This is a genomic window from Grimontia sp. THUN1695 (genome assembly GCF_059704325.2).
Window position 1 is genome coordinate 3,086,655 of record NZ_AP046577.1, and the last position, 23,720, is coordinate 3,110,374.

At 51.4% G+C, this 23,720-nt stretch carries 28 protein-coding genes; 20 read left to right on the forward strand and 8 right to left on the reverse strand.

The features are described 5' to 3' along the window. Positions 1 to 4 precede the first annotated feature (4 nt). The 5 genes from fliR to AC6IB1_RS17595 are packed head-to-tail and all read right to left on the reverse strand — an operon-like array spanning position 5 to position 3,037. Positions 5 to 775, reverse strand: a complete 771-nt coding sequence (gene fliR, locus AC6IB1_RS17575; RefSeq protein WP_497567690.1) for a flagellar biosynthetic protein FliR — start codon at positions 773 to 775, stop codon at positions 5 to 7. A 3-nt stretch (positions 776 to 778) separates the two neighbouring features. Then, entirely contained in the window at positions 779 to 1,048 is a 270-nt protein-coding gene (gene fliQ, locus AC6IB1_RS17580) for a flagellar biosynthesis protein FliQ (protein WP_005501606.1), read from the reverse strand. A 2-nt stretch (positions 1,049 to 1,050) separates the two neighbouring features. Further along, complete coding sequence (gene fliP, locus AC6IB1_RS17585) at positions 1,051 to 1,782, reverse strand: flagellar type III secretion system pore protein FliP (RefSeq protein WP_005501604.1); 732 nt, start codon at positions 1,780 to 1,782, stop codon at positions 1,051 to 1,053. Then, complete coding sequence (gene fliN / locus AC6IB1_RS17590) at positions 1,782 to 2,132, reverse strand: flagellar motor switch protein FliN (RefSeq protein WP_497567691.1); 351 nt, start codon at positions 2,130 to 2,132, stop codon at positions 1,782 to 1,784. Before fliN ends, fliP begins: the two co-directional genes overlap by 1 nt. Before the next feature lie 14 nt (positions 2,133 to 2,146). Continuing rightward, positions 2,147 to 3,037 carry a FliM/FliN family flagellar motor switch protein gene (locus tag AC6IB1_RS17595; RefSeq protein WP_497567692.1) on the reverse strand — a complete coding sequence of 297 codons (891 nt, stop codon included), beginning with the start codon at positions 3,035 to 3,037 and terminating at the stop codon, positions 2,147 to 2,149. A gap of 785 nt (positions 3,038 to 3,822) precedes the next feature. Between AC6IB1_RS17595 and AC6IB1_RS17600 the strand changes: the two genes are divergently transcribed. The 8 genes from AC6IB1_RS17600 (at position 3,823) to AC6IB1_RS17635 (ending at position 11,630) form a co-directional block, all read left to right on the forward strand. Further along, positions 3,823 to 4,677 carry an OmpA family protein gene (locus tag AC6IB1_RS17600; protein ID WP_497567693.1) on the forward strand — a complete coding sequence of 285 codons (855 nt, stop codon included), beginning with the start codon at positions 3,823 to 3,825 and terminating at the stop codon, positions 4,675 to 4,677. After that, positions 4,674 to 6,080, forward strand: coding sequence for a sigma-54 dependent transcriptional regulator (locus tag AC6IB1_RS17605; protein WP_497567694.1), 1,407 nt, complete (start codon positions 4,674 to 4,676; stop codon positions 6,078 to 6,080). Before AC6IB1_RS17600 ends, AC6IB1_RS17605 begins: the two co-directional genes overlap by 4 nt. 68 nt (positions 6,081 to 6,148) lie before the next feature. Continuing rightward, positions 6,149 to 6,493, forward strand: coding sequence for a flagellar hook-basal body complex protein FliE (gene fliE, locus AC6IB1_RS17610; RefSeq protein ID WP_497567695.1), 345 nt, complete (start codon positions 6,149 to 6,151; stop codon positions 6,491 to 6,493). A gap of 17 nt (positions 6,494 to 6,510) precedes the next feature. Then, entirely contained in the window at positions 6,511 to 8,172 is a 1,662-nt protein-coding gene (gene fliF, locus AC6IB1_RS17615; protein ID WP_497567696.1) for a flagellar basal-body MS-ring/collar protein FliF, read from the forward strand. Further along, entirely contained in the window at positions 8,159 to 9,154 is a 996-nt protein-coding gene (fliG, locus tag AC6IB1_RS17620) for a flagellar motor switch protein FliG (RefSeq protein WP_497567697.1), read from the forward strand. Before fliF ends, fliG begins: the two co-directional genes overlap by 14 nt. Positions 9,155 to 9,170: 16 nt before the next feature. Then, entirely contained in the window at positions 9,171 to 9,857 is a 687-nt protein-coding gene (gene fliH / locus AC6IB1_RS17625) for a flagellar assembly protein FliH (protein WP_497567698.1), read from the forward strand. Next, on the forward strand, positions 9,850 to 11,190 hold the full coding sequence (gene fliI / locus AC6IB1_RS17630; protein ID WP_497567699.1) for a flagellar protein export ATPase FliI: 1,341 nt from the start codon (positions 9,850 to 9,852) through the stop codon (positions 11,188 to 11,190). Before fliH ends, fliI begins: the two co-directional genes overlap by 8 nt. A gap of 2 nt (positions 11,191 to 11,192) precedes the next feature. Beyond that, positions 11,193 to 11,630, forward strand: a complete 438-nt coding sequence (locus AC6IB1_RS17635; RefSeq protein ID WP_497567700.1) for a flagellar export protein FliJ — start codon at positions 11,193 to 11,195, stop codon at positions 11,628 to 11,630. 105 nt (positions 11,631 to 11,735) lie between these two features. On the opposite strand, the gene AC6IB1_RS17640 is transcribed toward AC6IB1_RS17635, so the two are convergent. From AC6IB1_RS17640 to flgA, 3 genes are all read right to left on the reverse strand, one after another. Continuing rightward, positions 11,736 to 12,170 (reverse strand): flagella synthesis protein FlgN, encoded by a 435-nt coding sequence (locus AC6IB1_RS17640; protein ID WP_497567701.1) that lies wholly within the window; start codon positions 12,168 to 12,170, stop codon positions 11,736 to 11,738. Positions 12,171 to 12,188: 18 nt separating this feature from the next. Continuing rightward, positions 12,189 to 12,467 (reverse strand): flagellar biosynthesis anti-sigma factor FlgM, encoded by a 279-nt coding sequence (flgM, locus tag AC6IB1_RS17645; protein WP_497567702.1) that lies wholly within the window; start codon positions 12,465 to 12,467, stop codon positions 12,189 to 12,191. A gap of 96 nt (positions 12,468 to 12,563) precedes the next feature. After that, positions 12,564 to 13,184 carry a flagellar basal body P-ring formation chaperone FlgA gene (gene flgA, locus AC6IB1_RS17650; RefSeq protein WP_497567703.1) on the reverse strand — a complete coding sequence of 207 codons (621 nt, stop codon included), beginning with the start codon at positions 13,182 to 13,184 and terminating at the stop codon, positions 12,564 to 12,566. A 213-nt stretch (positions 13,185 to 13,397) separates the two neighbouring features. Here flgA and flgB point away from each other — a divergent pair, with 213 nt between their 5' ends. From flgB to AC6IB1_RS17710, 12 genes are read left to right on the forward strand one after another with little or no spacing between them, the layout of a single operon-like run. After that, positions 13,398 to 13,772, forward strand: a complete 375-nt coding sequence (flgB, locus tag AC6IB1_RS17655; protein WP_497567704.1) for a flagellar basal body rod protein FlgB — start codon at positions 13,398 to 13,400, stop codon at positions 13,770 to 13,772. Positions 13,773 to 13,779: 7 nt separating this feature from the next. Next, a complete protein-coding gene (gene flgC / locus AC6IB1_RS17660; protein WP_497567705.1) occupies positions 13,780 to 14,199 on the forward strand; it encodes a flagellar basal body rod protein FlgC in 420 nt (139 codons plus the stop codon). Between the two features lie 8 nt (positions 14,200 to 14,207). Beyond that, entirely contained in the window at positions 14,208 to 14,879 is a 672-nt protein-coding gene (locus AC6IB1_RS17665) for a flagellar hook assembly protein FlgD (RefSeq protein WP_497567706.1), read from the forward strand. Positions 14,880 to 14,903: 24 nt separating this feature from the next. Further along, positions 14,904 to 16,109, forward strand: coding sequence for a flagellar hook protein FlgE (flgE, locus tag AC6IB1_RS17670; RefSeq protein ID WP_497567707.1), 1,206 nt, complete (start codon positions 14,904 to 14,906; stop codon positions 16,107 to 16,109). 11 nt (positions 16,110 to 16,120) lie between these two features. Next, positions 16,121 to 16,852 (forward strand): flagellar basal body rod protein FlgF, encoded by a 732-nt coding sequence (locus AC6IB1_RS17675; RefSeq protein ID WP_497567708.1) that lies wholly within the window; start codon positions 16,121 to 16,123, stop codon positions 16,850 to 16,852. A 27-nt stretch (positions 16,853 to 16,879) separates the two neighbouring features. Continuing rightward, entirely contained in the window at positions 16,880 to 17,665 is a 786-nt protein-coding gene (flgG, locus tag AC6IB1_RS17680; RefSeq protein WP_497567709.1) for a flagellar basal-body rod protein FlgG, read from the forward strand. 27 nt (positions 17,666 to 17,692) lie between these two features. After that, positions 17,693 to 18,394 carry a flagellar basal body L-ring protein FlgH gene (flgH, locus tag AC6IB1_RS17685; RefSeq protein WP_497567710.1) on the forward strand — a complete coding sequence of 234 codons (702 nt, stop codon included), beginning with the start codon at positions 17,693 to 17,695 and terminating at the stop codon, positions 18,392 to 18,394. Next, complete coding sequence (gene flgI / locus AC6IB1_RS17690; RefSeq protein WP_497567711.1) at positions 18,394 to 19,542, forward strand: flagellar basal body P-ring protein FlgI; 1,149 nt, start codon at positions 18,394 to 18,396, stop codon at positions 19,540 to 19,542. The genes flgH and flgI overlap by 1 nt, the downstream gene beginning before the upstream one ends. Next, positions 19,542 to 20,075 (forward strand): rod-binding protein, encoded by a 534-nt coding sequence (locus AC6IB1_RS17695; protein ID WP_497567712.1) that lies wholly within the window; start codon positions 19,542 to 19,544, stop codon positions 20,073 to 20,075. The genes flgI and AC6IB1_RS17695 overlap by 1 nt, the downstream gene beginning before the upstream one ends. Before the next feature lie 20 nt (positions 20,076 to 20,095). After that, positions 20,096 to 21,490 (forward strand): flagellar hook-associated protein FlgK, encoded by a 1,395-nt coding sequence (gene flgK / locus AC6IB1_RS17700; RefSeq protein WP_497567713.1) that lies wholly within the window; start codon positions 20,096 to 20,098, stop codon positions 21,488 to 21,490. Between the two features lie 17 nt (positions 21,491 to 21,507). Next, positions 21,508 to 22,431: a flagellar hook-associated protein FlgL gene (gene flgL / locus AC6IB1_RS17705; protein ID WP_497567714.1), complete on the forward strand. Its 924-nt coding sequence runs from the start codon at positions 21,508 to 21,510 to the stop codon at positions 22,429 to 22,431. A gap of 55 nt (positions 22,432 to 22,486) precedes the next feature. Beyond that, positions 22,487 to 23,632: a hypothetical protein gene (locus AC6IB1_RS17710; RefSeq protein ID WP_497567715.1), complete on the forward strand. Its 1,146-nt coding sequence runs from the start codon at positions 22,487 to 22,489 to the stop codon at positions 23,630 to 23,632. Positions 23,633 to 23,720: the final 88 nt, after the last annotated feature.

Sequence of the window (23,720 nt, forward strand, 5' to 3'; positions counted from 1 at the left end):
ATTATCAGCCCTCCAAATGCGTCATCAGGGCCAGAATCTCACCACAGAAATTCGCAAAGTTATGTGGAATGCCCGACATGGTCAGAAACAGGCATGCGAGGCCCAGCAGCAAGGTCATGGGAAAGCCAAGCGCAAAAACATTCAACTGCGGCGCGGCACGGTTCATGACACCGAAAGCAATATTCACGAGTAGCATAGCGATCATTGCGGGTAAGGACAGTAGCAAAGCTGCGCCTATCATCCAGCTAAACTGCATGAATACGGTTTTGAGCGCCATTTGACTCATTGTTTCACCGACTTGCCAGATATCGAAACTCGTTACGATCACCTCCAATGCGATGAGGTGACCATCGAGAGCAAGAAACAGCAAAATCGCAAAAAGCTGATAGAACTTACCGATAGACGCAATACTGACGCCATTGACGGGGTCATTCATCATCGCCATCCCCAATCCCATCTGAGTGGAAAGAATTTGGCCGAGAGTCATAAAAACAGAGAATAGCAACTCCAGCATAAACGCCATAATGCCGCCGATGAGAATTTCTTTCGCTGACAACAATGCGGCTTGCAATGACAAAGGTTCAACCTCTGGCATAGGCGGCATCAAGGGCGCGGCAATGACGGCAATCAACCACGTCAAACCGATCCGCACTTGCACGGGAATATTCATTCCACCAAAGATCGGCATCATGGTCAAAAAGGCACCGATCCGAAGAAACGGCCACCATATCTGACCAAACCACGCCATGACCTGGGCGTCAGTGAGCGTGTACATGGGTTACCCGATAAGGTGGGGAATGTCTTGAAACAGGCGAGCGAAAAGATCGCTGAAAGTGCGCATCATCCATGGTCCGGCAAAACCCAGCATTGCGAGCGTGACCAAAAGACGTGGCAAAAAACTCAACGTTTGTTCGTTGATTTGCGTGGCAGCCTGAAAAATGCTCACCACCAGGCCAACCAGCAGGCCTGGCAGGATAAGGACACAAACCATACTGACAATCATGAACAGGGCGTCACCAAAAAACGCCGAGACAAATTCAGATCCCATCATTATCCGAAACTCGCAGTAAGGGTACCAACCAACATGCTCCAACCATCGACCATCACAAAAATCATCAGCTTGAATGGCAATGAAATGATCAGTGGTGACAGCATCATCATCCCCATCGCCATCAACACGCTGGAAACAACGATGTCGATGATGAGGAACGGCACAAACAACATAAAACCGATCTGAAAGGCGGTTTTAAGTTCACTCAGTACAAACGCAGGCATCAGTAACAGTAAGTCAATGTCTTCTCCGGCTTGATGCGGTGGTTCGTTTGCGATCCGCAGAATTTGGTCAAGATCCGTTTCACGCGTCTGTTGCAGCATAAAGGCCTTCAGCGGCTTTTCTGCCACGGAGACGGCCTGTTGCAGCGAGAGCGTCCCATTTTGATAAGGCTTGACGGCATTCTCATGGATATCGGTTAACACCGGACGCATCGTAAACAGCGTGAGAATAAGCGCAATGCCGACCAACACGGTGTTGGGCGGGCTTTGTTGCAAGCCAATGGCTTGGCGTAAAATACCCAGCACAATAATGATCCGCGTAAAGCTGGTGACCATTAAGAGCATGGCTGGCAGGAAGCTCAGCATGGTCATGAGCAGGAAAATCTGCATCTTCACGCTGTATTCTTCCGTACCGTCTGGGCCTGTTACAGTGAGCACAGGCAAGTCCTGCCCAAATGCGGGCAAGCTGAACAACAAAAAGAAAATAATGAACAGAGGCTTCTGTTGCATCAATTGGCCAATCCTCTCAGCATGTCTTTTTCATCGACAACGTTCACCAGGCGCAAGCCATATTTGTTATTCACAACCACCACTTCTGCGTGACCGAGCAGTGTGCCGTTTACACGTACATCCATCGGTTCGCCACTGAGCTTATCCAGCTCTATCACCGAGCCGACGTTGATATTCATCAGATCGCCCACCTTGAGTTCGGTGCTCGCCACTTCCAATGTCAGATTGACAGGAATGTTGCGAATAAAACGCATGTCGTTGTTGCTGACGGGAGCGGGAGCGTCTGAACTCGGGCCACCCAGATCAAGATCATTAAGATCCAGATTCAAATCGTTATTTAAGTCAGTCATGATGCTCTTAACTACTACTGTTCAATTACGTTTTGCACTTGAAGCACGAGAGCCGCGTTCTGTTCAGCGACCTTGGCCGTAAACAAAGGTGTCCTGCCTGCCCGAACAACCACTTCACCGGGTAGTTCTACCGGGATCACATCACCGACTTTCAGTGCCATGATGTCTCCAAGCGATAATTGGCGTTCACAAAGCGTGCTTAACAGGCGTATTGGCGCCTTTTTCAATGTTGCGTTGACAATGTGTTGCAGCTCAGGGGCTGTCGCCGCCTCTTCATCTGTGGTGTGCTGATAGCGAAGAAAATCCAGCCCGTTGAGTGGCAAGCTGATATCAATCCAACCCTGATGACCACAGACATTCATCATAAACCGGCAGATCTGATGCAGCTGGCTGTCTTGAAGCGTATTTTCACGGTCCAGACTCTCTTTGGGCTGCAACTGACATTGCCAGGGTGAAACGGATTGCCAGGCGATGGCGTATTGGTCCAGTATTTGACCAAAGAAACGTTCCATCATGCGCCATTCTGTATCACTGATGGTTGTGTGTTCCTTGACAACCCCTTTGCCACCAAAAAACAAATCCACCAAGAGAAACTGCAATTCTTTCTCAATGACCAGCACCCCATTGAAGTGGTGTGGTGACACCGTAAACTCACGATAAAGTGACTGTTCACTCATGGCTTTCAGGTGTTCCTGAAGCGTCGCGGTGTGTTGTTGCTGATGCTTAAATTCAACCGGACAACGCAGAATATGTTGGAATACCTGCTGAGCCAGGGTTTCGAACTGTTTGCATACGTTGTCAATGGTTGCCAGAACGGCTCCGATGCGGTGCTCTGGGCTGGTAAGGTCGTAAGGCCTTACATCGGCCAGATCGTTTTCTGCGATGATTTTGCTTCTCTTTGTCATAACCACTCACAACCAATTAATCCGATGCAGTCGTACTTCTGAAGACATAACAGATGCCTGGGGGCAGGCCGCTGTTGCTCAAATCAAATGTCTGTTTTCTTAATCACTTGCCTGTTCTTTTTTCCGGAAATTATCCGGTATGTAACAGCACCATTCACGAAAATCATGAACGCAAGTGGACAAAAAGTGTGCGGAGACTAAATATTGAGCAGCGGTTTGTCAATGAGAAATGCACGACTTTTTATCGATTTTCATGTTTTGATGGTGATTGATATCACATGCTCTAATGCTATGAAAAAATGAGATTTTATTTGTTTATTAGGAATTAATATCTGTATTGAACAATATTTTTAGAATAAAAAATCAAAACATTTTTATTTAAAGCAATAAAAAAGACGAAAATATCGAATGTTTAAATTTTAAACAAAGAGGTTTTTCACGGCTTTTTTGAGGCTTATAATGCATGAAAGTTAAATGTCTCTTGACATGATGGAGTGATTATGGTTTAAAGCTGTCCGCGCTTGATATGGTTAAAAAATGATCAATTCATCTTTTTCGATATCTGGTGATTGATGAAAAAAAGAATGTCACCTGCATTGAAAGTAGGTGAATGGGTTTGTCTGGTTTTGTGGTCAGATGCGCTGGCGTTGTCTTTTCCTTAGCCTGACGTTGCAAACCCTCCAACGGTGCATTCGTGAAAAAACTGTGTAGCGTTGGATCTAATCCTCCCTTCTGGGGATTGCATTGTGTTGAAGATAAAAGTTACTGCATGAATGAGGCATCTGATGAGGCGCTTGCTCTGTTTGTTGTTTTTGTTTTCACCACTGGCTTTCTCTGCGGAAAGACTTTGGTTTTCTGATCTAGATAGCACCCGTTGGTTGTTCAGTGGTGACAATAACCGTTGTGAATTGACGTATTGGATTGATGGTTTTGGCAACGTCAATTTTGTTGCTGAGCCGGGGGTGTCTGTCAGCGTTGAAATTCAGCCCACGTCTGGCGATAAGGTAAAAAGCTTGATGTCGGTGGAGTCTATTGCCCCACCTTGGCATACCGATGTGGCTGGACCTCTGACTTACGCTGGCAAAACCCAGGCACGTTTGGATGGCGGGATCTCTCTCAATAAGGCGCAGCCAATTTATGACGCGTTATCACATGGAGATTGGATTTGGCTCAGTCTTCAAGGTCGTGAGGGGGATATCCAGAGCTTACAAATTACCAATGTGAATTTTTCTGTTGCTGCAGAGGCATTCAATGCCTGTCGCGCACAACTACTCCCTATCAGCTATGGAACAGCAAGAAATACCGTTCTCAACTTCGCCAATGGCGCGTTTGAGGTGGATGCGGGTAATGCAAAAGATTTGGCGTCAATTGCGGAATTGATTGCCAGTGACAGCACCATCAACAAGGTACTGATTGATGGTTATGCAGGCGATTATTCAGACCGTTCTGCGAACTTACGTCTTTCGCAAAGCCGTGCGGAGGAAGTGGCTTCGTTGCTGGTTGAGTCGGGTGTGCCGTTATCGAAATTAGAAATTCGCTGGCATGGAGACAGATACATCGTCACGGAGGAACAGCAAAGCGATAAAAAACGATATGTCACAGTGCGTTTAATCAAAAAAATCGTGTCGGGTGATTCATGAAACAGAAATGGCAAGTCTTGATGCTTCAAAGTTCTACGGTAAACCTGAGCAATCTGGTGCAGGTACAACATACCGATTTTGAACTGGTGGATGCCCCCTGTTTTGACACGTTTTCACGCGTGATGGCATCACGTCACTGGGATATGGTGCTGGTACCGAGCAAACTCGACGATGGCTCAGATGTTGCGGAGTGTCTGACAAAAGCGCCGTTTAATCGGTTTGGGGGTTTTGTGGTTGTGGTGGCGAACGTGGATCAGGCGGGTTCTGTATCACGCGCGATGCAGCATGGTGCAGCCGATTATTTATTGGCGCCGTTTGAAGCGTTTCATCTCGCCCAGTTGGTCAATCGGCTGAAAATGCTGGAAGGCGCGGGTGGCGAAGTGGTCGCGGAATCACAATACAACCGACAGCTTTTTCAAATGGCACAGCGTGTTGCCCAAACGGATGCTTCTGTATTGATCACAGGAGAAAGCGGCACAGGTAAAGAAGTGTTGGCACGTTTTATTCACAATGCCTCTCCCCGCGCAAAAGGGCCGTTTGTGGCGATTAACTGCGCGGCGTTACCTGAAACCATGGTGGAATCTATTTTGTTTGGCCATGCCAAGGGGGCATTCACGGGAGCGACCCAGGCCTATCCGGGCAAATTGGAGATCGCCAACCATGGCACCCTGTTGCTGGATGAAATCGGGGAGTTGCCACTGACGATGCAGGCCAAGTTGCTACGTGCACTTCAAGAGCGTGAAGTGGAACGCCTGGGGTGCAATCAAAAGATCAAGCTGGATATCCGAGTGGTGGCAGCCACTAACCAAAACTTGGAACAGGCGGTGGCTGAAGGGCGTTTTCGCTCTGATCTTTATTACCGCCTCAATGTGTTCCCATTGCAGTGCGCACCGTTACGAGAGCGTCGACAAGACATCCTGCCGCTGGCGGAACACATGGTGAAACGGTACATGCCGGATTTTCACCAGTCGATTTGCTTTTCTGATGACGCACAACGGGCAATGGAAAACTATGGTTGGCCGGGGAATGTCCGTGAGTTGGAAAACGTGGTTCAACGTGCATTGGTATTAAGTCGTGGATGTGAAATTCGCAGTGAAGACTTGAATTTGCCGGGCACGATGTATCTGGCGACACAAATGCAAATGAGTGAGCGAGAAGAGACAGTCATGTTTGCAGAGCCAGCCGTAGAGTCTCAACGCCATTATGTGGCTCAGGAAGAAAGTCCGTCTTTGCGGAAAAGTAGAAAACGGGCCGAGTTTGACACCATCATCGATACATTGCGCCGCTTTGATGGTCATCGTAGTAAGACCGCGCAAGCACTAGGGGTGACGACGCGCGCCCTGCGTTACAAGATCCAAACCATGCGTGAAAACGGATGGGATGTGGATCAGATACTGGCGTAAGAGCTGGGCGATTCGAAAAAAGCCTGTTCCATCATTAACGGTATGACCAAACGTTTGAGGTTGATGAAATGCAAAAAGAACTGCAGAACGTAGACAGTGTTGTGAGTCAAATTAATGATATCCGCCAGCAGGTTGCGGACATTAATACCCTGTCGATTGCACCTAACCCTATCAATCAAGGGGCGGTGGGGAACGTGTCATTTTCTGATGTCATCTCTAGCACGATTCGCAGTGTTGACAACATGGGTAAAGAAGCATCAGCCCAAATGCATGCCGTCGACACCGGTCAAAGTGATGATCTGGTGGGAGCCATGATTGCCAGCCAGAAAGCCAGTTTGTCATTTTCGGCCATGGTGCAGGTGAGAAACAGCCTGATGACGGCCTACAACGATGTCATGAAAATGCCGGTGTAGTGTAATAGGTGACGTAGGTGATCAACGTACTCAAAAACAAATTAGCCACGCTGAATATGGCGGTTTCACCGCAGCGTGTGTTTAGTGGCGCCCGCACTGTTGCGCTGCTGGGCACTATTGCGGTTGCAGTCGCTGTCGCCGTGGTATTAGGACTCTGGCAAGGAGGGGAGTACCGTCCGCTTTATGGCGAACAGGAGCAATATGATCGCAATCAGGTGATTGCTGCACTTGAGCAAAATCGCTTCGACTACTACGTTGAGCCACAAAAAGGCAACATCATGGTTGAGCGCAGTCAGGTGGCGGCAGCGCGTATTGCAATGGCTGCGGCGGGTATAGAGGCAAAAGTACCTGCCGGACTGGAAATTCTGAATAAAGATTTTGCCTTAGGCACCAGTCAATTTATCGAAAACGCCCGATACCGACATGGTCTTGAAGGGGAACTGGCCCGCTCAATTATGACGCTCGATGGTGTCAGTAATGCGCGCGTTCATTTGGCGCTTCCCAAGCAAACCTTGTTTGTCGGTCGTAATAAGGAGCTGCCATCGGCATCCGTTGTGGTGGTGTTGACGCCAGGTTACGTGCTGCATAGTGACAACATCGCCGCCATCGTCAATTTGGTATCAGGCAGCGTGCCTGATCTACAGGCTGATCGCGTTAACGTGATTGATCAGCACGGTAACTTATTGTCCAACCAGATTGGGCAGGGGACCGGTATCGGTGAACTGGGGAACAGCCAGTACCTCAGCTACACACAAAAACTGGAAGCCGAGTACATTGAAAGCGCCGCCAAAATGCTGCGGCCGATGGTGGGCGTCAACAACTTTCAGGTAGAAGTCGCGGCAAGTGTCAATTTTGACCGCGTGGAAGCGACGGAAGAATCCTATGGCCCGAAAGGAACGGTGCGTAACGAATTCAGTTCGTTTGATAATGAGGGGCAGAAGGAGCCAGAAGGCGTGCCGGGCACACAGAGTAACCGACTGCCAGAAGGGAAAGAAGACGGTGATGACACCTTGGTTAACAAGCGTGGTGAATCGTCAAAAGACTATGCGGTTGACCGTACGTTAAAGCACATCAAGTACCAACAAGGTTCGGTTGAACGCCTGACGGTATCGGTGTTGCTTAACGGCGAGGCGGAGAGCTTTAGTGATGCACAACGCGAGAGTATCCGCACCATGCTGATTGATGCATTGGGGCTGAATGAGGCGCGTGGTGACAAGCTGAGTCTGTTTGTGCATCCATTTAATACGGATGCGCCTGAGTTGTTGGCGTCAACGCCGTCCTGGTGGATGGATAATATTTGGTTGGATTACCTGCGTTACATTTTGTCAGCGGTGGTATCTCTGGTGATATTGCTGGTGGTTATTCGTCCCGCTGTCCGCGCTCTGACAACCTCAACGCCGCGTCAGCAGAACGTGTCACTGGAAACGATGAATGCAGGCGCCAATGAGGGCGCGCTGAGTCGAACCGTTGCGGGCGAGTTGGTGGGCGGGAGTACTGATATGGCGGTCGGTTCAGAGGGCAGTAAAACGCCTGCGATGAATGACATGCCAGACTTGCCGACACCAGAAACGGGACTTGAAGGTCAGTCGTCGTATTTACAAATGCTATCTGAGCGAGAGCCAGAGCGTGTTGCCCATGTTGTGAAACAGTGGATGACCCCGAAAAATGCAGACATTTGATCTTAATACAGGCGTAGAACATGCCGCCATTCTTTTGCTCAGTATGGGCGAAGAAGCTGCAGCGAATGTGCTGAAGCAGCTTAACCGCGAACAAGTGCGGCAGCTGACAATGACAATGGCCAGCCTTCCTGCATTAAAAAATGATGAAGTGTCGAACGTATATCGTCGATTTTTTGATGATTTCAGAGCGGAGTCCGGCATTTCAGGTGCGTCGCGTGCGTATCTTGAACGCACGCTGGACAAAGCGTTGGGGCGCTCGTTGTCTGAGCCTTTGCTGAATGCAATTTATGGCGACACATTGAAACAGAACCTGCAATCGTTGCAGTGGCTTGAGCCGTCAAAAATTGCTGAGCTTATCAGTGGCGAACACCCACAAATGCAGGCGGTGTTTCTGGCTTACCTCGATCCGGATGTGGCGTCGGAGGTATTGATGCACCTGCCGGAAAGCAGCATGGACGATCTGCTTTATCGTGTTGCGAACCTCAGTGAAATCCATCCAAGTATGGTGGAAGAGGTTCAGGTGTTGATTAACCGTTTCCTTGAATTGCCTGCGCAGCAAAGCAGCACGCCGATTGACGGCACTGATCAGGCGACAGCGATCATTAATCGTCTCAAGCCTGATTACAGTCTCAAAGTCATGCAAGGCATGAAAGAGCACGATCCTGAGCTGGTTGGGAAGCTGGAAAGTAAAATGTACAACTTCAGTATTCTTGAGCAGCAGAGTGAAGAAACGCTGGAGCGCCTGGTACAGGATGTTAATCAGGAAACCCTGGCAGTGGCACTGAAAGGCGCAAGCCAAGCCCTGCAGGACAAGATTTTTGCCACCATGACAAAACGCGCTGCGCAATTTTTGCAAGATGCTATCGAAAGCAGTGGGCGCGTGCGTGCGAGTGCGGTTGAAGAAGCACGACAAGAGATCGTTACCTTGCTGCGTCAGTTGGCTGATTCGGGAGAAATCGAATTGCAACTGTTCAGTGAATAAAAAGGGCGGATTCAGTATGAATAAGAGGGCGCCGTTAATTATGCATCCAACGCCTGGGCAGTATCGACACTACCATTTCCCCTCGCTGTTTTCTGCAGAGGATGACGTGTATGGCAATGAAGGTGGCATCTATCAGGATGAGTTTCAGCGTGGCTTTGATGATGGCCACCAAAAAGGGTTCGACCAAGGTTATCAGGAAGGGATGAACCAGGGTGTTGAAACAGGTAGGCAGGAAGGGCTGCAACAAGGTATTCAGCAGGGGATAGAGCAAGTGAAAGAACAAATGCACAGCTCTGTCACCGCGGTTGATCAGTTGATGAAGCAGACAGAAACGCTGTTTCACCAGTATGTTCGTGATCAAAGTGAAATGATCTGTGATTTGGTGGAAAAGGTGGCATACCAGGTGATTCGTACCGAATTAACATTGCAGCCTAGCCATATGATCCGCCTTATCAATGAAGCATTGGCTGAGATCCCTGAGCAACAGAAAAATGTCACCGTGTATTTAAATCCGCAGGACTGCCAGCGTCTGATTGAATTAATGCCAGATGCGGTAGCAAGCTGGACGCTGAAACAGGATGAATTATTGACAACAGGAAGCTGTCGCGTCGTCAGTGATGATACTGAGGCCATTGCCGATATCGATGAACGTCTGGAGGTCTGCATGGATTCGGTACGTGAGAGCGTGATGGGCGATGCGTGATTATGCCGCGGAACTGTCCGCACGCCTGTTGAGCGCAGGTCAGCATATTCCTGAGGTTCCCGTTGCGCGCAGCTACGGACGTTTGGTGCGTATGGCCGGATTGACCATGGAAGCGGTGGGCTGCCGCTTGTCCACGGGGCAGCGCTGTTTGATTGAAACCGATCACGGTGACATGGTGGAAGCGGAAGCTGTCGGGTTTGACCGCCATGCGACGGTACTGATGCCAATCCGTCACACCACCGGGCTGCGTCCGGGTTGCCGCGTTTTGCCACTGTTTGGTGACAGCAAAATTCCGGTGGGTCCAAACCTGTTGGGGCGTGTACTCAACGGATTGGGTGAGCCGCTAGACAGTCTGGGGCCATTGTGTTGCGAACAGCGTGTGCCTTTACAGGGCGATACCATTAATCCGCTGAAACGTCAGCCTATTACCCATCAGCTTGATGTTGGCGTGCGTGCGATTAATACCATGCTGAGTGTGGGCAAAGGCCAGCGTTTGGGGCTGTTTGCAGGCTCGGGTGTCGGAAAGAGTGTGCTGCTCGGTATGATGACGCGCAATACCTCTGCCGAGATCACCGTGGTGGGATTGATCGGGGAGCGTGGACGGGAAGTGCGTGAATTTATCGAGCATTCGCTGGGTGAAGAAGGCATGCGCAACGCCGTAGTGATCGCCTCTCCTGCTGACGATCCGCCGCTGATGCGACTGCGTGCCTCGGTACTTTGTCACCGTATTGCGGAATATTTCCGCGATCAGGGCAAAGACGTCTTGCTGCTGATGGACTCGCTGACGCGTTATGCGCAGGCACAGCGCGAAATCGCCTTATCGGTAGGGGAGCCCCCGGCGACGAAAGGGTATCCGCCTTCCGTATTCAGCTTGCTGCCCCAACTGGTCGAGCGGGCAGGCAATGGCGCCAGTGACGGTGGGTCGATAACGGCGTTTTATACCGTGTTGTCAGAGGGGGATGACCAACAGGATCCGATTGCCGATGCGGCGCGGGCGATCCTGGATGGGCACATTGTCCTGAACCGTGCGTTGGCAGAGCAAGGGCATTATCCGGCGATAGACATTGAACAATCGATTAGCCGTGCCATGCCGCAAATTGTGTCATCAGAACATCTGAAACGCGCACAGCGGGTGAAACAATTGTATGCCCGTTATCGGCAGGTTCAGGAGTTGATCTCGTTAGGGGGGTATCAGCAAGGCGCGGATCACGAGCTTGATCTGGCTGTGCAGGCATACCCGTCGATTTGCCAGTTTCTTCAGCAAACCATGCATGAAAACGTTACGCTCACGGACAGCATGGATCAATTCATGCAAATACCGGGCGTTGATTAATCATGCGGAGAATAGCAGCAGTTAGCCGTTGGCGGGATCAGCAACAAAAGCGGCTGGATGATTTGAAAACCCAAGCGGGAGAAGCAGCCCGCCTCCATCAGGCACATCAGGAGCGTCTTAATTTGCTGGAAAACCTGAAGACGCAATACGCGTTTTCTGCTGGCGAACAGGTGTCGTCCTTGCTGATGAAGGGGACGGCGCGCTTTCGCGGCCAGCTTGACAACCTGAGCCTGATGCAAAAGCAGGAAATGATGCTGTCAGAGATAGAACTGCGCAGTGTGAATGAACGTGTCGTTACTCAGCACCGTCAGGTGAAAATGTGCGACAAGGTTATAGAAAAAAGGATGAACGCCATTAACCAGAAAAAAGCCAAAGCCGAGCAGAAAATGCTGGATGAATTGGCGATGCAAGCGAGCGCCCGCCGACATCAGTCCTGTTGACGCGCGCGCTTTACTTTTATGTGGATTGATGGTGCGGTGAATGGATCGAATAAGCAAATAAACACCCGCCGACATACTGTTTTGTGTCGGCGGGTGTTTGCTTATTTATAGGCTGGGTGCGTAACTGAAAGCGTGTTCAGGCTTGAGCAGTTTATCGAACAACTGTTTTTGCTGTGCTAATAAACGGCCATTGGCATTGTTCTGTTCCTGGCAGCGTTTTGCCAACGCATAAATACGCTCCCAGTGTGCCAATCCTTGATGACCATATGTCTCAGGCAATGCCGTCAGCACTTTACGCATTCCCTCATCATCCGCTGAAACGCCCAGTGTTTCCAGACATGTCACGCGACGCTGCGCATTGCTGTTCAATGCGTCCATTAAAGGCAGCACCGTTTCGCTTATCGCATTCAATGCCTGGCTGTCACGGCGGGTTAAATGCGCATGCTGCTTTGCCAACAGGGAATCCAGTTTGTCATAGTTTGCTGCGTCCTGCGCCAGATCTGACAGCAACGTCTTAACAAGGGTGGTACGGTCGTTCATATTCGCCCCCGGTGTCGGCTATTTTTTCGCCGGTTCGTAATAGTTGATGATACTGTTCGCCAGATTGTCGAGGTTGACAGTCATCTCACCACGTTCCAGCATGGCTTTCATGGCTGCCACTTTATCCATATCTACGTCTTGTGTGTTTTCCATTGATGCTTTTGCAGCATTCAGTGTGCGCATTTCTTCACTTAGCGCGATATTTGATTCTGGCTTACGTTGTGTTTTCACTGTTTCTGTATTGTTTATTTCACGTCGGTAGTTTACCGATTGATTCAATCCAATTTTTCCGATCATTGCCTAACGCCCAAATGCTCCGAATTCTGGTCTTTGAAGAACGACCAACTTTGTCGAGACCTTAAACTCATAAATGAAAAAAGTGGCTTAAATGGCTCAGAAGATCGTACTTACGGTGCCAGGAGAGGAAACCCGGGCCTGGATTTCCTTTTCTGACGTGCTGTTTTTTACCCGGATGATGTCACCTTCACTGCCATTTTCCAGTGCAATACCTTTCATGCGGGCGATCATCGTATCCCGGCGGGCCTCGATAATGACTTCCTGATCGCGTTTCACCCACACGGGCCGATCAATAAGCTTAGGCGTTAAGATCCGCCCTGGCGAGATATTCCGGCGAACCTGTTTGCCGATAAGTGGCTCCGTGTCAGTGAAATACCCATGTCGGATATAGGCAATATTGACGGCTTTTGTGGCGATGTCCGTCAACTGAATAGCCTGCCCCCGTTTCAGTGGCGATTTGGCCACCACCACATCGGCCATGACCGCCGCTTCTGCTTTTACCCGTACCTTCCAGTATTTCGGCTGTTCACAACTGAGGATCACCGTAAAGCGCCCGACAGGGCGGGTTGGGTCACTCAGCGCCATCGTGACTGGCGTATCACATGTGCCCGGCACCTCAAACGTATCGACGGTGACAGTGAAGGCGTCACTGCCTACCGAGCGTGCAAAGTCAGCAACCGACTGCTCAACAAATGCCACCACGGAAGTACGGCTCACAGCGGGCGTACTGACATGGGCAGAGGCGGAAAATATTCCCAGCCAGGCGACCAAAAACAGTCCCCCTTTCAGGGCGGAAAAGAGGAAGTTTTGCTTCCGCCTCGTCGGAAAATTGGGGTGGAACCTACTGTAACTCACTGATATTTGCCCCGGTAAATGTTGGCACGGAAGCTGCTAAAGGTGCCGCGATATTTTTCTGAGACGAAGAGCACTATGACGATTGATTTTGACAAAGCGCTGGGTGTCCACCTAAACACGGTCGATTTCAGAATTCAACGTGCCAAGGTTATTGCCGGCAATTTAGCCAATGTCGATACCCCAAATTACAAAGCACGGGATATCAGCTTTGAACAAGCCATGGACAGCATCGCGAATCAGGCGCGGATGAATCACATCCAACGTCGTGATGCATCGCAACACTATACGTTGCAGTACCGCGAACCGATGCAGCCTTCGCAAGATGGTAACACGGTAGAGCTGGGTGTCGAGCAGGCGAAATTCGCAGAAAACGCCATGGCATTTGAAACCAGCATGACGTTTTTGAACATGAAGCTTAACGGTTTGCGTGAAGCAATTAAGGGGCAGTAAGTAAACGATGTCTTTTTCAACTATTTACGATATTGCCGGTTCGGCAATGGCGGCGCAAACGGTTCGCCTGAATACCGTGGCGAGCAACCTTGCAAACGCCGATGTGGTGTCGGGTTCAGAGCAAACAGGCTACCGGGCCAAGCGTCCGGTTTTTGAAACTGTGATGGTAGACAAAGGCAACGGCACTCAGGGTGCGATGGTGCGCGTGAAAGAAGTGTTAGAGAGCAATGCGCCGTTGCAACGCCGTTATGAACCGAACCACCCGTTGGCGAATAAAGAAGGCTATGTGTTTTATTCACAGGTCAACCCGGTTGAAGAAATGGCCGACATGATGTCTGCATCACGCAATTTTGAAACCAACGTGGATGTGATGACGCGTGCACGCAGCATGCAGCAAAGCATTCTGCGTCTTGGACAGACAGGTTAGGAGTTTGTATGAGCTTGGCACAAGTACGATCTGAATCCCTTTACAGCCATCAGTCGGTGGCGAGTGAAACGCAAGTCGGTGCCAATGGGATGAACCCATCGAGCAATGACTTTCTCACCATGATGGTGGCACAGGTTCAGAATCAAAACCCGTTAAACCCGACTGACGGTACGCAATACCTGACCCAACTGGGCATGATGTCAGCGGTAGAAAGTCTGGAAAGCGTCAAAGTGGGCCTGAACAACCTGAACATTGGCATGACCAACGTAGAAATGCTTCAGGCAACCAGTTTGGTGGGCAAGAAAGTGCTGATGGACGTGAATAACGGCCTGACATTGAAAGAAAACCAGACGGTAGATGCCCGGGTGCAGTTTGATGAAGCGGTCGATAACGCCAAAGTGGTGGTATACGACGATAAAGGCAAAGTGGTAGAGGAAATCAAGCTGGGGGCAAGGCCGGCTGGCATGGTGGAATTCCAGCTATCCGCACAGGAGTTGGGCACCGGTGAATTTTATTTTGACGTGGTGAGTGAGCGCGGCGATAGCGCAGACACCCACAGCATGATGATCGCGGCGGACGTTGAGTCGGTCAATATACCGTCTGATGGCGGTGTCATCATGCTGAACCTGAAAGGCATCGGCAAGATGTCTATGTACGACATGCGTGAAATCGCAGCATAACATTTACAGAGAGGATACCAAGTCATGTCTATCAATATTGGTTTGAGTGGTCTGCGCGCAACATCAGATCAAATCAACACCATTTCGCACAATATTTCTAACGTTGGCACGGTGGGGTACAAATCGTCGCGCACCGAGTTTCAGGATGTGTATGCGCCCCAGTTTGGTGGCGGTGAGTTCGGCGGCGTTGAAGTCAGCAATGTGCGTCAGAGTTTTACCAGTGGAGCCGCTACCTCTACCGGCCGTAACAGCGATCTGGCGATCAACGGTGAAGGCTTTTTCATGGTGCAACAAAATGGCCAGCGTATGTACACCCGTAACGGCATTTTCAATCTGGATTCTGATGGTTATCTGGTGACCGCAGACGGTCTGCGCCTGCAGGGGTATGGGGTGTCAGAAACCGGCAGCATCCAAAACGGTGCGCTGACCGACTTGCAAATCTCTACCGCTGACATGGCCGCGAAAGTGACCACCAAAGTGTCGCTGGGCGTGAACCTGGATGCGAGTGCAGCGGTTATTGTTCCGAAAGATAAACCGTTCGACAAAGATGACCCGTCAACCTTTACCTGCAGTGCGTCCACCACGGTGTACGACTCACTGGGCGGTGAACATGAAATCACCCAGTACTTTGTCAAAACTGATGAGAACACCTGGAATGTGCATTACGTGGCCGATGGTGAGGAATTAGATCCTAAAAATACGCAGCTGGAGTTTGATGAGAACGGCAAGCTGACTGAGCCTGACAAGCCTATCTCCGTGACCTTAACCCCAAAAAACGGCTCAGCAGAGATGAAGATTGAGATGGACGTGTCGGAATTTACCCAGTTTGGCAGCGATTTCTCTATTAACGAAAGCAAACAGGACGGGTACGCACCGGGCAAACTGGCGGGCTGGTACTTTGATGCAGACGGGTCGGTGTATGCACGTTATTCCAACGGGAAAACGCAGCTTCAAGGCCAGTTGGTACTGGCACGTTTCCCGAATCAGGAAGGGTTGCAGCAAGCGGGCGGAACGCGTTGGACAGAAAGCTTTAGCTCAGGCACTGCCTTGTTTGGCCAGCCTGGTACAGGCCAGTTTGGTGCATTGCGTGTGGGGGCATATGAAAGTTCAAACGTCGATTTGACCGAAGAGATGGTGTCCCTGATGTCTGCGCAGAGCAACTACCAAGCCAACGCGAAAACCATTCAGGCAAGCCAGGAAATGGTTCAGATCCTGTTCCAGAACATGTAACCGATTAAGTCATGGATAAATTACTTTTTACAGCGGTATCTGGCGCAACACGCGTGATCACGGCGCAGCAAGTACTGGCGAACAACCTGGCAAACGTGAACACCGATGGTTTCCGCGCTGATATCGGTTTGGCAAAAAGCGTCGAGATTCAGGGTAAGGGGCTGGAGACTCGCACGCTGACGGGGATAGGCAGTACCTGGAGCGATTTCACGCCCGGCGTGTTAAAGCGCACTGACAACCCGTTGGATGTAGCAATCCGTGGCAACGGCTTTTTCGCAGTTCAGGTTGGGGAAGACGGAGAAGCGTATACCCGCGCAGGGGCTTTTCACCTTAACGAGAACGGTGATCTGATGCTGGGCGAACGCCCTGTTCTGGGTGATAGCGGGCCCATTGCGATCCCTGAACACGAAAAATTACTGATTGGCCAGGACGGCACGATTTCTGTGGTGACCGCGGGCTCAGCAGCAGTGCAGGAAGTCGGGAAACTCAAACTGGTGAAGCCAGAGCCTAACCAGCTCCGCAAAGGGGAGGATGGCCTTTTCCGTACCTACAGCGGTGAGCCTGTCGATGCGGATCAGGGCGTAACGGTTGCCGTGGGGTATTTGGAAAGCAGTAACGTCAACGCCATTGATGCGTTGGTCAAGAATATTGATCTGTCACGTAACTTTGAGTTTCAGATCAAAATGATGAAAACCGCAGAGGAACTGGCCTCTACCGGAAACCGTCTCGTTCGTGGCAACTGATAAGAGTAAGTACAGAGGTTTAAAGCAATGCACGCAGCACTATGGGTGAGTAAAACGGGTCTTGCGGCGCAAGACACCCAAATGCAGGTGATTTCTAACAACCTGGCAAACGTCAACACTGTCGGCTTCAAACAAGACCGTGTTGTGTTTGAAGATCTGTTCTACCAGACCAAAAAACAGCCTGGGGCCATGGCTGATCAGCAAAATGAAGTACCGGGTGGCATTCAACTGGGTAACGGTGTACGCACGGTGGGTACCCAGAAACTGATGCGCAGCGGCGCGTACCAGAACACCCAGCAGGCAACAGATTTAGCCATTATGGGCGGCGGTTTCTTCCAGATTGAAATGCCTGATGGCAGCACAGCCTATACCCGTAATGGCCAGTTTCACCGTAACAGCGAAGGGATGATGGTGACAGCCGCCGGGCTGCCTCTTGTTCCGAATATTGAGATCCCGGAAAACGCCCTGAGCTTTACTGTGGGTAAAGATGGCGTTGTGAATATCACGATGCCGGGTGAGGCAGCGCCTCAGGAAATCGGTCAACTGACCCTGGTGAACTTTACCAACCCTGCGGGTTTGGAAGGCCTTGGCGGCAACCTGTACCGTGAAACCGGCGCCTCAGGTGCACCGATTGAAGGCGTGCCGGGCGAAGAAGGTTTAGGGCATTTGAGCCAGTACACGCTGGAAGGGTCAAACGTGAGCGTGGTGGAAGAAATGGTCAATATGATCACCACACAGCGTGCCTATGAAATGAACGCCAAAGTGGTGTCCAGTGCAGATCAAATGCTGAAATTTATCAGCCAGTCAATGTAATCCAACCAGAGTCGGCAGATGAACAGAATGTCAGTGAATTTTTCGATTTTCCGTCGCTCACAAAGCGGCATGGTAATGTGGTTATCCGCGTTACTTTGCTTGTTGGTCGTAGGGTGTGCCCCTGTGTCCGCAGTGGTGGAGCAGCAACCGGAAGAGGTGGTGCCAAAAATGGACATGCCGGTATATACCCCGGATCCCGATGGGGGGCTGTTCAATGCCAACTATTCCATGGCCTTGTTTCAGGATAGACGCGCTTTCCGCGTGGGTGACATCCTGACCATTACGCTGGATGAGCAAACACGTTCGAGCAAAAAAGCCGGTACCAGCTTTGATAAAAAAAGCGATATCGCAATGGGCGTCCCGACTCTCTTTGGTACCTCTTACCCTCAGGGTGAGGTAAGCGTGAGCGGCAGCCGCGATTTCAGTGGTGCCTCATCCAGCTCACAACAGAATTCCCTGTCGGGCAGCATTACCGTCATGGTGGATGAGGTGATGCCAAACGGAGTGTTGCGCGTGCGTGGCGAGAAGTGGTTACGACTGAACCAAGGGGATGAATTTATCCGTCTGTCTGGATTGGTGCGCGTCGATGATATTGACGGTAACAACCAGGTTTCTTCCCAGCGTTTGGGGGATGCACGTATTACTTATTCAGGCCGTGGATCATTGGCGGATGCCAATGAAGCAGGCTGGTTAACCCGTTTCTTCAACAGCTCATGGTTCCCAATGTGATGAAACAGACAGTACACAACGTGTTTGCCCGCTATCTCGGTACGGGTGCCCTGATATTACTTACCCTGTTTTCAGCAGTGATCTCGACACAGGCGATGGCCCGTCCTTTATTGAGCATTGCGGATGTCAAAGGGATCCGTGAAAACCAGCTGGTCGGTTATGGCCTGGTGGTAGGGCTGAGCGGTACTGGTGACAAAAACCAGACCAAATTTACCCAGCAGTCGGTGAAAAACATGCTGAGCCAGTTTGGTGTGCAGTTGCCTGCCAACGCGGATCCAAAGCTGAAAAACGTCGCGGCGGTGGCGGTCAGTGCCACCCTGCCAGCCATGGCGAGCAAAGGGCAGGCGCTTGACGTGACCGTGGCCTCGCTGGGGGATGCCAAAAGCTTACGTGGCGGTACGCTGCTGTTAACACCCCTGAAAGGGGCTGATGGTCAGATCTACGCCATGGCGCAGGGGAACTTAGTGGTCGGTGGCATTCAGGCGCAGGGCAGCAGTGGGTCGGGTGTTACCGTGAATATCCCGACGGCGGGGCTTATCCCGAACGGCGCCATCATCGAGCGGGAAGTACCGACCTCGTTTACCACAGAAGAAGAGGTGGTCCTGAATCTGAAAAAGCCCAACTTCAGTACCGCGCGCAATGTCGAAAAAGCGATCAACAAAGTGTTTGGGCCGGATGTGGCCGTGGCGGAAAGTCATGCCCGAATCCGTGTGCGGGCACCGCTGGATACCAGCCAGCGTGTCACTTTTCTGTCGATGCTTGAAGAGCTGGACGTCGAAGAAACCACCCGCAAAGACCGAGTGGTCTTTAACGCCCGTACAGGCACTGTGGTGGTGGGACAGGATGTGCATATCCATACTGCTGCGGTGAGCCACGGCAACCTGACAGTCAGCGTGATGGAAAATTTCAATGTCAGCCAGCCGAATGCGTTTGGACAGGGGAACACCGCGATCACGCCTGACTCTACCGTGTCGGTGGACGAAGAAAAAGGCAAGGTGTTTATCTGGCCGGAAAGTGAAGAAGGCACCTCGTTGCAAACGCTGGTGGATGCGGTGAATAGCCTGGGGGCCTCTCCCAATGATTTGATGGCAATCCTGATCGCGCTGGATGAAGCCGGGGCACTGGATGGTGAATTGGTGATCCTGTAATGAAAGTAAATGATACCGATATGCAGCGCCTGTTTAATGACACACATACGCTACAAAACATCAAAGCCAATCCTGATAAAGACGCGGCGTTACAGACAGCGTCCCAACAGTTTGAAGCCCTGTTTTTACAAACAGTGCTCAAGCACATGCGTCAAGCCTCTGATGCACTGAGAGAGGAAGAAGACGGCCTGTTTAACAGTCGTCAGCAAACTTTCTACCGTGACATGCTGGATGGGCAGTTGGCTGTGGAATTGAGCCGACAGCAGAGCCTGGGGATTGCTGACATGCTGACGCGTCAGCTCAGTCAAAAAAATACGGTTAAGACAGATGAAAAAACGGTCGTTATAGATAACCAAAGCACCCCCGGTAACGTTGAACCGTTCGCCATTACCACGTCAGACGCGGTTGATCATTCTGCTGTGACCAATCACAGCGCCCAGTATTGGGGAAAAGGCACGGTTTCACTGTTGCAACAACGTCAATTTAACCCTCAGGCAGGCGAGGATACCCTTGCCCTGCATGGTGATGAATGAATCACGGGAAAAGATGACCTATGAACTTATTTAACATTGGCCTTTCAGGATTGAATGCGGCGAGCGCCGGTCTTTCTGTTACAGGCCAGAACATCAACCAATCCCTGGTGCCTGGCTACAGTCGCCAGCGCATCAGTTTTGGTTCACAGGATGGTGGTGTTCAGGTGTCGAGCGTTGAACGTATGTCAGATACCTTCACCCACCTGCAGATTCAGCGTCAGCGCAGCGGGTTTGGCTACCATCAGGCAACCACGCAGTACCTCAGCCAGGCCGAAACGCTGCTGACCAGTGATAACACCAGCCTGAATGTTGGGTTGGATCGTTTTTATGCCGCGTTGAATGAAGCGTCGGCACAGCCGCAGGATATTGCGTACCGTCAGACCATCATCAGCCAAAGTGAGGCGATGGTGGATCGCTTTAACAACCTGAGCCAACAGCTGGAAAACCAGAAGAAACAGGTTGACGGTCAACTGGAAGCGAACGTGAACAAAGCCAATACCCTGATGGCGAACCTGGCGAGCCTGAACAAAAGCCTGCGTGAAGCGAATGGCTCAGAAGCAGAAAAATCCAGCTTGCTGGATGCGCGGGATGCCACGTTGACTGAGTTATCCAGCATGATGGATATCAACACCACCTACCACAGTGATGGTTCGGTGTCGGTTTCTCTGGATCAAGGCCAGCCACTGGTGAATGGGGCCAGTGCCAGCCAACTGACGAAAAACAGTGACGGTGGGTTGGTGCTTAAGCGTGGTGAGAGCACATTCACGCTCGGCAGCAGTGCCGGGGGGGCGATTGGCGGCATGCTCAATTACCGGGACGGTCACCTCCAGTCGCTGGAACGGGAGCTGGATGTGATGGCCTACAGCTTTGCTACCCAGTTCAACGCCCAGCACATCCAAGGGGTAGATTTGAACGGTGAGCCAGGACAGCCCTTGTTTGGTGGCGTGGATCAGATTGAAGGGGCAGCGAAAAACCTGACTCTGCTGGTCAGCGATCCCAAAGCGCTGGCCTTTGCCGGTAACGGGACGGTGGATGAACCGGGTAACAGCGACAATCTGGAGGCATTGATTGGCCTGAAAAATGCGCCGATCACCCTCGATAAAGTAGGGTTGTCAGAGACCGATTTAGCGCAATATGGCGACACCATTGACAAGCTCAATGGCAAAACGCTGTTTACCGCTTACACCGGTCTGTGTGGCGATTGGGCGATCAAAACCTCACAGTCAAAAACGGACATGGCTTCAGCAGAAAGCCAGGTAAAACATGCAGAAAACGCGCGTGATAGCGTCAGCGGTGTCAACCTGGATGAAGAAGCGGTGAGTTTGATGCAATTCACCCAAATGTATCAGGCGAATGCCAAAGTGATTTCAACGGCACAGCAGCTGTTGGATATCACCATGGGCATGTTCCACTAACCGCGGAGGAGTCAGCCATGCGTTTAAGTTCAGCGCAACTCAATGAGATGATGCTCACCAGCATCCAGACATCAACAGCGGGCGTGAACCGGGTTCTGACAGAAATGGGCTCACAGAAAAAAATGTTGGCCGCGTCGGACGATCCGCTGGGTGCTGTGCAGGTGATGATGCTCAACCGTGAGCAATCAAACATTGCCCAGTTCCAGAAAAATATCACTAACCTGGAAAAACAGCTCACCCTGACGGAGTCGCACATTGACGCCTCCAACAATGCGTTATTGCGTGCAGAGGAGCTGGTGGCCAGTGTACTCAACGCCAGCAACAGCGATAAAACAGGGCGTGAGGCGATAGCCAGCGAGCTGGAAGGGATCCTTGACCAGTTGCTGAGTGAGGCAAACAGCCAAAACCCGAACGGGGATTATATTTTCTCCGGCACCAAAACAGACACCCCTGCCGTGGCACGCGATCCTGATACCGGCTTGTATGTGTTTCAGGGAAACCAAGAGCAGCGCATGGTCTCTGTCGCCGAGTCGACCCAGATCCCCGCCAACCAGACCGCACATGACCTATACTTCAATGGTGCGGATGATGGCAGTGATATTTTTAACACGCTGGAATCTGTGATCGACGACTTGCGTGACCCAGCAGTGACCGGAGATGCCCTGACCGCCAGCGTATCGCGCGCCCAAACCCATATCACGGCTGTGAGAGAGGGAATGGGACAGGTATTGACAGACGTGGGGGCGCAACGTGCCTCAATGGATCGCATTGCTGGGGCGCACGAAGACAATGCATTAATGAACGAAAACTTGATCAGCGACGTTGAAGATCTGGATTACAGTGAAGCTATCTTACGGTTGAATACGCATATGGCCGCCTTACAGGCAACGCAAATGTCCTATACCAAGATCCAAAACCTGTCCCTGTTCAAGATGATGTAACAGTACACACACCCGCGCGTTTAACCCAAAGGGCAAACCCTGGTTGCCCTATGCAGTGAAAAAAGAGGGCGTCTTGGTCAACAAAGTCAACATCCAGCAGCCACCCGTGACGGCACCGTCAGGCGCCACACTGGATCCGGTAACGTCACAACCAGTGACGGAAACCGCCCGTGTCACCGCAAAGCGTGAACAGCCATCGCCGTCGTCAGAACGTCCACTGCTGGCGAAAGGGAGGCAGCGCGGAGCCTTGGTCGAAACCAAGGTCAAACATCAAGAGGCTGCCCATGCACAAAGTGCGGCTTCTGCATTGAAAGAGGCTGTGGCCCTGTTGGAACAGCTGCGCCAGATTGCCCGCCGCAGTTTGCAGGCTCGGGAAAATGAAAAGCCACAGTTGCAACAGTCGCTCAGTCACCTGAAAAGCCGGCTGACCCGGTTGGCCAAAGACACCCGCTACGACGGTGAACCTGTGCTGCACCATGACTTGTCACCACGCTTGCGCGGCAGCAATGATCAACACAGCTTTACCATAAAAGGGGTGCGTCTGAATAGTTGGCGCAATCAGGATGAAGTGGTGCGTTTTCAGTTTGACCACGGCCAGCCAAGCACGGTTCGGGCGCGTATTCGCTGGGATGACACCCCCAAAGCCGTGGCAGAAACCTTGAATAAGGCACTGGCACCCCGTGATATTCAGGTGGCGTTGGACAAATACGGTGAGCTGATTTTCACCATTGACAAAGGACGCTGGCCTGACATCAAAGGCGGGATCTGGGTGTCGGGTAATGGTCAGGTTCTTCCGGCAGGCAACCCCGTCAAGGCCAAAGTCGAGCCGCAGGAAGCACACAGCCCCGATCTGGACGGGTTGGACTTCAGCAAACCGGAGACCATCCGCCAGGCCTTGGCGGATATCGAGCGCCTGTTACAGAAAATCCATCACTCCCTGCAAGCACTGGATAAACAACAAAAACAGAGGGAAGTAGAACTGGCACAAAGTCTGGCTGCCAGCCCCTTGGTGCGACGTTACACTCCAGACGAACATGCACCCCTGATCGCCCCGGATGGCAGCATTGAAGCCAGCTGGTTTGAGTTACCCAAAGACATTACCCTGCTGCTGGTCAATAACGCCGTACCGGCCCTGCTGGCACAGGCCAACGCCACCCGCCACAATGTCGTGGCCCTGCTGGATACCGAAAACGGCCACTGATACCCGTACTGCGGTGGACATTATCCGCCGCAGGCATACACCAGCCCGCCTGCCGCCCTGCATCCCTCCTTTTCATTTCTCTCGTTTA

Excerpts from the sequence above, each read along its gene's own strand:
- flgK (WP_497567713.1), top strand. The coding sequence starts at position 20,096 with ATGAACTTATTTAACATTGGCCTTTCAGGATTGAATGCGGCGAGCGCC.
- fliG (WP_497567697.1), top strand. The coding sequence starts at position 8,159 with ATGCAGACATTTGATCTTAATACAGGCGTAGAACATGCCGCCATTCTT.
- AC6IB1_RS17695 (WP_497567712.1), top strand. The coding sequence starts at position 19,542 with ATGAAAGTAAATGATACCGATATGCAGCGCCTGTTTAATGACACACAT.
- flgM (WP_497567702.1), bottom strand. The coding sequence starts at position 12,467 with ATGATCGGAAAAATTGGATTGAATCAATCGGTAAACTACCGACGTGAA.
- fliR (WP_497567690.1), bottom strand. The coding sequence starts at position 775 with ATGTACACGCTCACTGACGCCCAGGTCATGGCGTGGTTTGGTCAGATA.
- flgI (WP_497567711.1), top strand. The coding sequence starts at position 18,394 with ATGAAACAGACAGTACACAACGTGTTTGCCCGCTATCTCGGTACGGGT.
- fliH (WP_497567698.1), top strand. The coding sequence starts at position 9,171 with ATGAATAAGAGGGCGCCGTTAATTATGCATCCAACGCCTGGGCAGTAT.
- fliP (WP_005501604.1), bottom strand. The coding sequence starts at position 1,782 with ATGCAACAGAAGCCTCTGTTCATTATTTTCTTTTTGTTGTTCAGCTTG.
- AC6IB1_RS17675 (WP_497567708.1), top strand. The coding sequence starts at position 16,121 with ATGGATAAATTACTTTTTACAGCGGTATCTGGCGCAACACGCGTGATC.
- fliI (WP_497567699.1), top strand. The coding sequence starts at position 9,850 with ATGCGTGATTATGCCGCGGAACTGTCCGCACGCCTGTTGAGCGCAGGT.
- flgE (WP_497567707.1), top strand. The coding sequence starts at position 14,904 with ATGTCTATCAATATTGGTTTGAGTGGTCTGCGCGCAACATCAGATCAA.
- fliN (WP_497567691.1), bottom strand. The coding sequence starts at position 2,132 with ATGACTGACTTAAATAACGATTTGAATCTGGATCTTAATGATCTTGAT.
- AC6IB1_RS17635 (WP_497567700.1), top strand. The coding sequence starts at position 11,193 with ATGCGGAGAATAGCAGCAGTTAGCCGTTGGCGGGATCAGCAACAAAAG.
- fliE (WP_497567695.1), top strand. The coding sequence starts at position 6,149 with ATGCAAAAAGAACTGCAGAACGTAGACAGTGTTGTGAGTCAAATTAAT.
- fliQ (WP_005501606.1), bottom strand. The coding sequence starts at position 1,048 with ATGGGATCTGAATTTGTCTCGGCGTTTTTTGGTGACGCCCTGTTCATG.
- AC6IB1_RS17595 (WP_497567692.1), bottom strand. The coding sequence starts at position 3,037 with ATGACAAAGAGAAGCAAAATCATCGCAGAAAACGATCTGGCCGATGTA.
- flgC (WP_497567705.1), top strand. The coding sequence starts at position 13,780 with ATGTCTTTTTCAACTATTTACGATATTGCCGGTTCGGCAATGGCGGCG.
- AC6IB1_RS17605 (WP_497567694.1), top strand. The coding sequence starts at position 4,674 with ATGAAACAGAAATGGCAAGTCTTGATGCTTCAAAGTTCTACGGTAAAC.
- flgL (WP_497567714.1), top strand. The coding sequence starts at position 21,508 with ATGCGTTTAAGTTCAGCGCAACTCAATGAGATGATGCTCACCAGCATC.
- AC6IB1_RS17600 (WP_497567693.1), top strand. The coding sequence starts at position 3,823 with ATGAGGCGCTTGCTCTGTTTGTTGTTTTTGTTTTCACCACTGGCTTTC.
- AC6IB1_RS17665 (WP_497567706.1), top strand. The coding sequence starts at position 14,208 with ATGAGCTTGGCACAAGTACGATCTGAATCCCTTTACAGCCATCAGTCG.
- flgB (WP_497567704.1), top strand. The coding sequence starts at position 13,398 with ATGACGATTGATTTTGACAAAGCGCTGGGTGTCCACCTAAACACGGTC.
- flgG (WP_497567709.1), top strand. The coding sequence starts at position 16,880 with ATGCACGCAGCACTATGGGTGAGTAAAACGGGTCTTGCGGCGCAAGAC.
- AC6IB1_RS17640 (WP_497567701.1), bottom strand. The coding sequence starts at position 12,170 with ATGAACGACCGTACCACCCTTGTTAAGACGTTGCTGTCAGATCTGGCG.
- flgH (WP_497567710.1), top strand. The coding sequence starts at position 17,693 with ATGTCAGTGAATTTTTCGATTTTCCGTCGCTCACAAAGCGGCATGGTA.